At 67.2% G+C, this 10,642-nt stretch carries 8 protein-coding genes; 6 read left to right on the top strand and 2 right to left on the bottom strand.

The genetic code is table 11. The annotated features are described in order from the left end of the window. The 6 genes from grpE to eccCb all read left to right on the top strand — a co-directional run. Positions 1 to 393: nucleotide exchange factor GrpE (gene grpE, locus ACFWPJ_RS02005; RefSeq protein WP_378845966.1), on the top strand; the 393-nt coding region annotated here is incomplete at its 5' end. Between the two features lie 24 nt (positions 394 to 417). Next, positions 418 to 1,602 (top strand): molecular chaperone DnaJ, encoded by a 1,185-nt coding sequence (gene dnaJ / locus ACFWPJ_RS02000; RefSeq protein WP_378845965.1) that lies wholly within the window; start codon positions 418 to 420, stop codon positions 1,600 to 1,602. Positions 1,603 to 1,733: 131 nt separating this feature from the next. After that, on the top strand, positions 1,734 to 2,081 hold the full coding sequence (locus ACFWPJ_RS01995; protein WP_378845969.1) for a heat shock protein transcriptional repressor HspR: 348 nt from the start codon (positions 1,734 to 1,736) through the stop codon (positions 2,079 to 2,081). 616 nt (positions 2,082 to 2,697) lie between these two features. Beyond that, positions 2,698 to 3,867 carry a globin domain-containing protein gene (locus ACFWPJ_RS01990; RefSeq protein WP_378845964.1) on the top strand — a complete coding sequence of 390 codons (1,170 nt, stop codon included), beginning with the start codon at positions 2,698 to 2,700 and terminating at the stop codon, positions 3,865 to 3,867. 94 nt (positions 3,868 to 3,961) lie between these two features. Further along, positions 3,962 to 4,333: a hypothetical protein gene (locus ACFWPJ_RS01985; protein WP_378845963.1), complete on the top strand. Its 372-nt coding sequence runs from the start codon at positions 3,962 to 3,964 to the stop codon at positions 4,331 to 4,333. After that, positions 4,326 to 8,654 (top strand): type VII secretion protein EccCb, encoded by a 4,329-nt coding sequence (gene eccCb / locus ACFWPJ_RS01980; protein WP_378845961.1) that lies wholly within the window; start codon positions 4,326 to 4,328, stop codon positions 8,652 to 8,654. Before ACFWPJ_RS01985 ends, eccCb begins: the two co-directional genes overlap by 8 nt. A gap of 3 nt (positions 8,655 to 8,657) precedes the next feature. Here the strand turns inward: eccCb and ACFWPJ_RS01975 are convergent, their stop codons facing one another. Both ACFWPJ_RS01975 and ACFWPJ_RS01970 read right to left on the bottom strand, forming a co-directional pair. After that, the gene (locus ACFWPJ_RS01975) at positions 8,658 to 9,419 is read right to left on the bottom strand and encodes an FAD-binding oxidoreductase (RefSeq protein WP_378845959.1); all 762 of its coding nucleotides are present in this window, start codon (positions 9,417 to 9,419) and stop codon (positions 8,658 to 8,660) included. A 22-nt stretch (positions 9,420 to 9,441) separates the two neighbouring features. Further along, positions 9,442 to 10,602 carry an FAD-binding oxidoreductase gene (locus ACFWPJ_RS01970; protein ID WP_378845957.1) on the bottom strand — a complete coding sequence of 387 codons (1,161 nt, stop codon included), beginning with the start codon at positions 10,600 to 10,602 and terminating at the stop codon, positions 9,442 to 9,444. Between the last annotated feature and the right edge of the window lie 40 nt (positions 10,603 to 10,642).

Here is a 10,642-nt window from a genome sequence, read left to right as displayed (position 1 = left end):
CCCCGCGGGGGGGCGCGGGGTTTTGTTCGGACAAATAGCCCGGGGCCCCGGCGCGGGGGTGTTCCGTTTTGGCGGGGTGTGCTCGCCCTTCGGCCCCGCCCCGGGGCCACGGGCCCCCGGCCCGCGGGCCCGCTCAAGGCCGTCGCCGACAAGCTCGAGACCGCGCTGACCAAGCAGGGTCTCGTCGAGTTCGGCGCTGCCGGTGAGTCGTTCGACCCGACGCTGCACGAGGCAGTGCAGCACGAGGGCTCGGGCGCCGATCCGGTCATCGGCGTGGTGATGCGCAAGGGCTATCGGTTCGGCGAACGGGTGCTTCGGCACGCGCTGGTCGGGGTAACCGATGCCGAGGCCGTGGGGGCATCGGATTCGGATGCCGACGGCGACGATCAATAGGAACGCGAGAGGAGGAGATGCCCGGTGAGCCAACGGGAGTGGATCGAAAAGGACTTCTACAAGGAGCTGGGTGTCTCCTCCGGCGCCTCGCAGGACGAGATCAAGAAGGCCTACCGCAAGCTCGCCCGCGACCTGCACCCGGACTCCAACCCGGGTGACACCAAGGCCGAGGAGCGGTTCAAGGCGGTCAGCGAGGCCAATGCCGTGCTGTCGGATCCGGCCAAGCGCAAGGAGTACGACGACACGCGCCGCCTGTTCGCCGGCGGTGGCGGTCGCGGCTACGGCGGTGGCGGGTTCACACCCGGTGCCGGTGGCGGCTTCTCGCAGGACTTCAACATCGGTGACATCTTCGGTCAGGCCGGTGGCGCGGGCGCCCCTGGCGACGGCGGGCTCGGCGATCTGCTCGGCGGGTTGTTCAACCGGGGTGGCGCGCGCGGTTCGAGCCGTCCGCGCCGCGGCGCCGATGTGGAGACCGAGACGACGCTGGGCTTCCGCGAGGCCGCCCAGGGCGTCACCGTTCCACTGCGGATGACCAGCCCGTCGCCGTGCACCACGTGTCACGGCAGCGGCGCCAAGCCGGGCACTAGCCCGCGAGTGTGTCCGTACTGCAACGGTTCCGGCGTGGTCAGCCGTAATCAGGGCGCGTTCGGTTTCAGCGAGCCCTGCGACGACTGCCGCGGCACCGGGTCGATCATCGACGACCCGTGCACCGACTGCTCGGGCACCGGCATCCAGAACCGCACCCGCACGATCACCGTCCGTATCCCGCCCGGTGTCAGTGACGGGCAGAAGATCCGGTTGGCCGGGCAGGGCGAAGCGGGTCTGCGTGGGGCGCCCTCGGGCGATCTCTACGTGACCGTGCACGTCAGCCAGGACAAGGTGTTCGGCCGTCAGGGCGACGACCTCACCCTGGTGCTCCCGGTGAGCTACAGCGAATTGGTGCTGGGGACAACTGTTTCCGTGCCGACGCTGGACGGCCGGGTCGGCGTGAAGGTGCCGCCGGGCACCGCCGACGGGCGTATCCTGCGGGTACGCGGTCGCGGTGTGCCCAAGCGCGGCGCGGCGGGCGGCGCCGGAGACCTGCTGGTCACGGTGAAGGTCGCGGTTCCGCAGAACCTGGACTCCGACGCCACCGATGCGCTCAAGCGCTATCAGGAGGCGGAGAAGTCCGGTGGCTTCGATCCGCGTGCAGGATGGGCGGGTGCTTGATGGCCCCGCGCATCGAGCTCAGCGCCCGGAGGAGGTAGCGCAGCGTGACCACGGAGGGCGCCGGGAGAGGCGCAGATCCGAACCCGGCTCCGAAGTCCGCGTCGGGTGGGACCTCGCGTGCCGAGTTCTTCATGATCTCGGTGGCGGCTCAGCTGGCGGGTATGCACGCGCAGACGTTGCGCACCTATGACCGGCTGGGTTTGGTCACCCCCCAACGCACTTCGGGTGGCGGACGCCGTTACTCGACCCGCGACGTCGAACTGCTGCGCGAGGTGCAGCGGCTGTCGCAGGACGAGGGCGTCAACCTCGCGGGCATCAAACGCATCATCGAGCTCACCAATCAGGTCGAGGCGCTGCAGCAGCGCGTCGAGGAGATGGGCGCGGAGCTGGAGCAGTTGCGGGCGGGCTACCGGCCCGACCTGTCGCCGCCCCAGCGCAGCACCGCGCTCGTGGTGTGGCAGCCGCGGCACCGGCGGTAGGGTTCCACGATTCGGCGAGCCCCCGGTTCGCGCTCCGCTCCGGCGGACGCGGGCCGGGGGCTCGTTCGTGCCCCGGTCAATCCCCGGCGATCAGCTGGCGACTATCCAGCAACCCATTTATTCGTGACCTTGGCCGGGGCTTACGGGAGCGCAGGGCTCTGAGGTGGGCATATATCTCGGGATCATCACGAAAGTTTGCTGGTAGGGTGCTGAGTTCGGCTCGATCGGAGGCCAATTCCCTCTTCTCGACCAGCCACTCCGATGCACCCTCCCCGCGGGTCGTGGCACGGCGCGTCGGGTCGGAGGGTGCTGGGTTCGTAGCGGAAAGGTCGCTCTACCAGGCACGTCGGGTCGCCATTGCCGCAATTGCCGGGAAGATTGAGGAATCTTGGGGTCATGTTCACCCCTGATTCACGGGCCGCTGGTATGTTTTTGGCTGGTACTGATCAGGTACCGACCGGTTTAAAACGAATTACATGCGTGATGTTTAAGAGTACGATTCCTAAGCTGGCAAACCTCGCCTAGACTTCTCGCATCGGCTGCTGACGAGTGTCCTCCCAGCCCGTCACTCGCCGGCGCGGCTAGCGTTCGATGGCGAAACGAGGTTGTGACACATATGGATTCGCGGACTGTCGCTTTGATCCGTACTACGTTCAAGGCGGTTGCTGCGGAAGACGGTGGGCCCGAGAAGCTAGCCAGGTCGTTCTACTCGATCCTGTTCACGGACTATCCAGGCGTCCGTGACTACTTCCCGGCGGCCATGGATTCCCAGCGTGAACGGCTCGTCTCGGCGATCGGCTACGCGCTGGACCGGCTGGAAGAGCCGGACAAGCTGCTGCCATTCCTCGCCCAGCTCGGGCGCGATCACCGCAAGTACGGTGTGCAGCCCGCCCACTATGTCGCGGTGGCCAACTCGCTGAAGTCGGCCATGCGCCAGTTCGCGGGTACCGAGATGTGGACCGACGAGGTCGCCACCGCCTGGGACGAGGGCCTGGCCACCATCAGCGGCGCGATGATCAGCGCCGCCGACAAGGAGACGACGCCCGCGGCGTGGTCCGCCCGAGTCGTCGAACGCCGCGAGGTGCTGCGCAACCTGGCCGTCATCCGCGTCCAGCTCGACCAGCCGATGCAGTACGCGGCGGGCCAGTACCTCAGCGTGCAGATACCGGCGCGGCCCCGGATGTGGCGCTATCTCTCCCCGGCCAACCCCGCGAATGTCAACGGCGAGATCGAGTTCCACGTCCGCAGCGTGCTCGGCGGCTGGGTCAGCCCGTCCATGGTCTCGCACACCGCCGTCGGTGACCAGTGGCTGCTCGGTTCACCGCTCGGCGGCCTCGGCGTGCCGCGCAACACCAAGCGCAAGATGCTGATGGTCGGCTGCGGCACCGGCATCGCGCCACTGCGCGCCCAGATCATGGCGATGGCCCAGCGCCGGGTCAACCCGAAGGTCCACCTGTTCGTCGGCGGTCACCACCCGTGCGACCTCTACGACCTGCAAGTGCTGAGCCAGCTGGCCATGGCCAACAAGTGGCTCTCGGTCACCCCCGTCACCGAGAGCGACGAGAACCCTTGGTGGTACTACGAGTCCGGCGAACCGCAGGGCGACCTCCCGGGCCTGGAACCGCGGATGACCGGCCAGATCGGCAAGGTCGTCGCCAGCTACGGCTCGTGGGCGGATCGGGATGTGCAGATCGTCGGATCGCCGTCGATGGTGCAGACCACCAAGTTCCGCCTGATGGCCGCGGGCACCCAGGCCAAGTCGATCCGCCACGACCCCCTGTTCTGAGCCCGCGCCCCGCACCGTGAATCGACCTGTCGGTTCGCTTCGTCCTGGTTAGAGTGGTCTGACGAGGATGATCACGGTGAGGGAGGACGGATCGATGGATGACGTTGTGCTGGTGATCAATTCCGGGGGACGTCGCGATGCCGAGTGGCTGGACGCGGTGACCGGCGAGCTACAGACCGACCTGTCCGAGATCGGTGGACTACAGGTCAGCCGGGTGACGAAAGCCGCGGCGGACGGCCAGAAATCCGGCGCGGTCGAGCAGATCGGCCAGCTGCTGGTGTCCAGCGGGGCGATCGGTGCCGTGGTGTGGTCGATCCGGGATGTCAGCCTCAAGTTCCTGGAGCGAACCAAGGCGGATTCGATCACGATCAAGAAGGGTGATCGAGAGGTGACCATTGTCCGGCCGGGCCTGGCCCAGGTCGACAATGCCATCGAGAAGTTCGGCGACCTGCTGGCCGATGAGTAGTCCGACCGGACGGCGAATCGCGCTCTTCGTAGCGAACGACACCTACCACTTCGACGGACTGTCGCGGCTCTACGCGCCGATCTCGGACGCGGAGCAACTCCGGGAACTGTTGCGCGACCCAGAGATCGGCGGTTTCCGGCCGACCGAGTTGCTGATCAACGAGTCCAAGGCCGAGATCGAGCGCAGCATCGAGCGGGTCTTCCGCGGCGCCGAACCGGACGACGTCATCCTGTTCTATTTCTCCGGTCATGGTCTGCGCACCCGCCAGAATCTGTATCTGGCTGTCGGAAACACCGACCCGCAGCTGCTGAGCAGCACGGCGGTGTCCTCGGCGTTCATCCGCGAGCTGGTCCGGGAGTCCGCGGCAGCGGCGAAGATCATCGTGCTCGACTGCTGCTACAGCGGCGCGTTTCTCGGCTCCGAGGTGATGAAGTCCGCGCCGACCATCGACGATGTCGCCCAGCAACTCGCGGCGGGCGACGGGATCTGCGTGCTGACCGCGTCGAGCGCGGTGGAGACCGCGGCCGAGGGCCGCGCCGACGGTGACTCGGCACCCCTGTCGGTGTTCACCTCGGCGCTGGTGAAGGGAATCGGCACCGGCCAGGCCGACAACGGCAGCGGCCTGATCGGCACCCACGATCTGTGGACGTTCGTGCATGCCGATGTCCGCAGCCGGACAACCAGGCAGACGCCGAACCACTACGGGGTCTTCAAGGACGAGGTCTATATCGCCCGGGTCCGGCGGCGGCAATCGAGCCTCCTCGAGGTGGGCGACCGGGTGCAGCTCGGGTCGCTCGTCGGGCGGCTCGAACAGACGCCGGACAGTGGACTGCGCGCGGCGAACTGGTGGGGGACCGGCCGGTTGAAGGTTCCCATCGGGCAGGAGCGGCGTACCGACGGTGTGCCGGGCGAAACCGTGTGGCTGGATCTGGCGGGCGCGGATCGCAACCTTTTCGTCGTCGGCCGGGCCGGCTCGGGCAAGAGCACTCTGCTGCGGACGCTCACCGGATCATTGGCGCTGACCCATTCACCTGATCAGGTGAAACTGTATGTGCTCGAATCCAGCAACCGCCTCGGTTCGATGAGCGCGCTGCCCCATATCGCGAGGGCGGTGGGCGACGACGAACTGGACAAGGTGGACGCGGTCCTCGACCGGGTAGCCGCCGAGATCCGGAGCCGCAAAAGACTATATCGGGAAGCCGGTATCGATTCACCGGCCAGTTTGCGCGCCGCCCGGCCAACGCTGGCCGGTCCGGTGCCCGATGTCTTCCTGCTCATCGACCGGCTCGGCGACTTCCGCGAGCAGATCCCCGGGTTCGACGGCCGGATCAAGCAGATCGCGAGCGCGGGCCCGGAGTACGGCGTCCATCTGGTGGTGACCGCGCGCGACTGGAACGAGGCGCCCGGTGACCTGGTCGACTTGCTGTCGGCGCATATCGAATTGCGATTGCACCGCCCCGCGGATTCGCGACTGCATCCGGAGCGCGCCGCCCGCCTTCCCGACGGGCCGGGCTGGGCGTTGTTCGGCGAGCGGCCGTTTCGCATCGCGATGCCGGATCTGCGCGAGTTGCAGCCGGAGCTGCTGAGTGCGGCGGAGATTTCCGACGGCGCCGCCGAATTGGTCGACCTGGTGCGGGGATACCAGCAGGAGCTCGCGCTCGACGGCCTCGGCCGGTCTCCGCTGGACGGCGAGGTGGACTTCACCGAACTGCTCGGCATCGGTTCCGGTCAGGACTTCGACGTCGATGAGATGTGGCGGACAAGGCACGGCCGCGACCGGTTGCGGGTGCCGATCGGGGTCACCGCCACCGGGGACGTCGTCGAATTGGATCTCAAGGAAGCGTCCCAGGACGGCATGGGCCCGCACGGGCTGTGTATCGGCGCTACCGGTTCCGGGAAATCGCAGTTCTTGCGCACCCTGATCCTCGCCTTGGTCACCACCCATTCCCCGGATGCGCTGAACCTGGTTCTGGTCGACTTCAAAGGTGGCGCGGCCTTTTCCGGCCTGGAATCGCTGCCGCATGTGTCGACCGTCATCGCCAATGTGGAACAAGATCTGTCCCTGGTCGACCGGCTGCGGGACGCGCTGTCCGGCGAGCTGAAACGCAGGCAGGAGATACTCCGGGCGACGGGGAAATTCGCCGACGTCTCCGATTACGAGAGCGCCCGCGCGGCGGGTATGCAGGTGAGCCCGCTGCCCGCGTTGTTGATCGTGGTCGACGAGTACTCGGAGCTACTCGCCCAGAAACCGGACTTCAGCGAGCTGTTCGTGATGATCGGCAGGCTCGGACGTTCGCTGCACGTGCACCTGCTGCTGGCCTCGCAGCGGTTCGAGGAGGACAAGGTGCGCGGACTGGAACGACATCTGTCCTACCGGATCGTGCTGCGCACGTTTTCCGCCGCCGAGTCGAGGGCCGTCATCGGCACCGCCGACGCCTACCATCTGGCCAGCGATCCCGGCTCCGGCTATCTGAAGGTCGAAGCGTCCGATCCGCTGCGGTTCAAGTCGGCCTATGTGAACCGGTCGGAACGGGTCGGCCCCGGGGCGAGCACCGGGAGTATCGAGCAGCGCACGTTGCTGGAAGCCGTGGTGTCGAGGATCCACGGGCACGGCAAGCCTGCGTATCCGCTGTGGGTGCCTCCGCTGGACGAATCTCCGACGCTGGATCAGCTGTTGCCCGACCAGAATTGGCGGTCGACCGTGAATCGGGCGGGCCGGCTGCGGATGCCCATCGGGGTGATCGACAAGCCGTCCGAGCATCGTCGCGAAGTGCTGACGATCAATCTCTCCAGTGCCAAGGGTCATGTCGCCGTGGTGGGCGGTCCGCGCGCGGGCAAGTCGACGACCTTGGAGACGATCGTGCTGGCCGCGGCGGTGACGCACAGCCCGGAGCAGGTGCAGTTCTACTGCCTGGATTTCGGCGGCGGCGGTCTCATGCGGTTGGCTCGGGTGCCGCATGTCGGTTCGGTGGCGGGCCGTTTGGACGGTGATCGGGTACGCCGCACGATCGCCGAGCTGACGACATTGCTGCGCAGGCGCGAGCAGCGGTTCGCCGAACTGGGCATCGAGTCGATCGTGGAGTATCGGCGACGGAATTTCGCCGCGTCCGAGGCAGCGGATTCTTCGTCACCACCGGACAGGTTCGGTGACGTGGTCCTGGTCATCGATGGCTGGCGGGTGGTCGGTGAAGAGTTCGAAGCGCTCGAGCCGCAGATCAATGCCATTGCCACCCAGGGGCTGTCCTACGGTATCCACCTGATGATCAGCGCGTCGCGATGGCCGGAGATCCGGCCGATGATCCGGGATCAGATCGGTACCAGGATAGAACTGCGATTGGGCGATCCGACCGATTCGGAAATCAATCGCCGTGTCGCGCAGCAGGTCCCGGACGACCGGCCGGGCCGTGGGATCACGGTCGATCACCTGCACATGCTGATCGCGTTGCCCCGCTTGGATTCCGACCCCGATCCGGCGACCCTCAGCGAGGCCATCGGCGAGGCCGCCGCCGAACTCAGCGCGCTGTACGGGCGGCGCCGTGCTCCCGAGGTGCGGACGTTGCCGCTGGAATTCAGCCGGGAAGCGTTGCCCGCACTCGCGGCGGAGCACGGCATCTCGATGGGCCCCACGAAGGTGGTCGTCGGCCTCTGCGAATCCGAGTTGCAGCCACTGGTACTCGATTTCGCGACCGAGCCGCACTTCATGGCCTTCGCGGACCCAGCACACGGCAAGACCACACTCCTGCGGAATATCATCACCGGCATCGTCGAGAACGCGAGCCCGGCGGCGGCGCAGGTGGTGCTGATCGACTACCGGCGCGGAATGCTCGGCGAGTTCGGGGACGCTCTGGCGGGATATTCCACCTCATCGCAGACGGCCGCGCCGATGATCGCGGCGGTGGCGGATACCCTGGCGTCGCGCATCCCCGGCCCCGGCATCACCGCGCAGCAGTTACGGGAGCGCGCCTGGTGGTCGGGGCCGGAAATCTACCTCGTGGTCGACGACTACGATTTGGTCGCCCCCAATTCGGTGGCGAATCCGTTCCAGCCACTGGTGGAGTATTTTCCGCAGGCCCGCGATGTCGGACTGCATTTCATCGTCGCCCGCCGCATGGGTGGTGTCTCGCGGGCACTGTATGACCCCGTCCTCGGCGCGTTGCGGAACCTGTCCGTCGAAACGCTGGTGATGAGTGGCCCCCGCGACGAAGGCAGAATCATCGGCGACGTCCGGCCGATGAAGCTCCCTCCTGGACGCGGCATCCTGGCATCACGCACCAGGGAGCAGGAAATGGTTCAGATAGCCAATTTGCCCGCGCCGCAATGAATCTCAGGCCCCCTCGGCGGTGATGTTCGCCGGGGGCGTGCCTGCGGCGACGAGCGTGTCCACCGTGGTGCGCACCATCGCGGGCGAACCGCAGACCAGCACCTGATGCTGGTCGAACGGGCCGTGGGCGGCGGCGACGTCGGCCAGGGTGCCGTGCAGCATCTCCGTCGTGGCGAAGCCGATGTCGACGCGTGTCTGCTCGTGCCATTCGTCGCGGATCGACGGGTCGTCCGGACTCTCGACCACCGGAATCACTGTCAGCCACGGCAATTCGCCCGACAGCAGGAACAGCATGTCCGAGGCGTACAGGTCGCGCGGTGAACGGCCGCCGTAGAACAGGTAGGTGCGCGGCGGAGTCTCGCGCCGGGCCAGGTCGAGGATCTGCGCCCGCAGCGGCGCCAGCCCGGTACCGCCCGCGATCATCACGACCTCGGCGGCCTCGGGATCGATGTGGAAAACGCTGTGCGGCGCGTTGATTCGCCACTGATCACCGGCCTGCGTGTCGGCCACGATCGAACTCGAGCACCAGCCACCGGGCACGGTGCGCACGTGGAACTCCAGCTTGCCGTCGAGCGAGGGCGGCAGCGCGGGGGAGAGCCTGCGCCGCACGCCCGGATGCTGCGGCACCTCCACCTCGACCGACCCGCCCGCCGCGAACGGCACGAAATCACCGATCAGCCGGATCACGGCGAGGTCGTTGCGCAGGCGGTGATGACCGACAACGGTCGCCGTCCAGCCGGTATCGGGAAACTCGCTGCTGCTCATCGGCCTCTTTCACGATGGGTTGTCAGCCGACCGGGTCGGCGGCAATGATCTCGCTCGGGGTGCCTGCCCTGATCAGGGCGCGGCGGGTGTCGGCGATCATCCTGGGCGACCCGGCGATCTGGATCTGGCGGTCGGACCACGCGCCGAAGCTGGTGACCACCGCACCCAGATTACCGACGAGACGGCGGTACATACCCGTCGACGGGGAAGGCGGCGCCTGCGGATACCACCAGGGATCGTCGCGTTCCTCGCACACCGGCACCACGGTCAGCCACGGGTTGGACTGCGAGAGCTGCCACATGTTGTCCACGTCGTAGAGGTCGCCGGGGTAGCGGCCGCCGGTGAAGAAATGCACCCGCGGGTTGATGCCGCGCTGGCTCATCTCGATCAGCTGCGCGCGCAGCGGCGCGATCCCGGTGCCGGAGCCGATGAGCAGCACATCGCGCCCCGACTCCCGGTCGATGTGCAGGCCGCCGAGCGGACCGGCGATCTTCCACCGGTCACCGACCTTGGTGTCGTTGACGATCGCCGGGCTCACCCAGCCACCGCTGATCCGGCGCACATGGAATTCGATCTCACCGTAGGGATTGGCGGGGATCGCGGGGGACAGGTAGCGCCACATGTTCGGCCGCTGCGGCACCTGCACCGGCACGTACTGACCCGCCTTGAACGGGATCGGTCCGTCGGCCTGCAACCGCACGATCGCCAGGTCGTCGAGCACTCTGCGGTGCCCGACCACCGTCGCGCCCCAGAACGGCTGCGACTTGTCCTCGTTGGCGCCGATCGCCATCGACGCGGAGACGAGGATGGTGATGTCGCTCCAGCCCTCGTGCAATTCCCTGGTCCAGCGGTTGCCGTGGAAGGTGCGCAGCGCCGAGAGCAGCGCCCGGCCCGCCATGTCGTAGTGGTCGGCCTCGACCCCGTATTTCCGGTGATCGCGGGCCAGTTGCTCGAGGAACTTCTGCGCGCGCTCGAAGTCCTCCAGATGGTCCAGGACATATTGCAGCGCCGTCATGAGACGCTTGGGCATCATGTCCATAGCGGGTGGGAAAAGCTCCCGTAACGCCGGGTTCTGCGCGAACAGGTGACCGTAGAAAGCGCTGATCAGCCGCTCAGGACCACCGGGTGTCTCCGACACCCCGCGGAAATCGGCGCGGACCAGCGCAAGCGAACGCGCATCCACGTCGTCAAGCTCCCTTTCCCTGGAATTGCTGCAAGATGGC

Origin of the sequence: Nocardia sp. NPDC058497 (assembly GCF_042720195.1) — a bacterium.
In the GTDB taxonomy this organism is placed as follows: Bacteria; Actinomycetota; Actinomycetes; order Mycobacteriales; family Mycobacteriaceae; genus Nocardia.
This window is presented reverse-complemented; position numbering and strand designations above follow the sequence as displayed.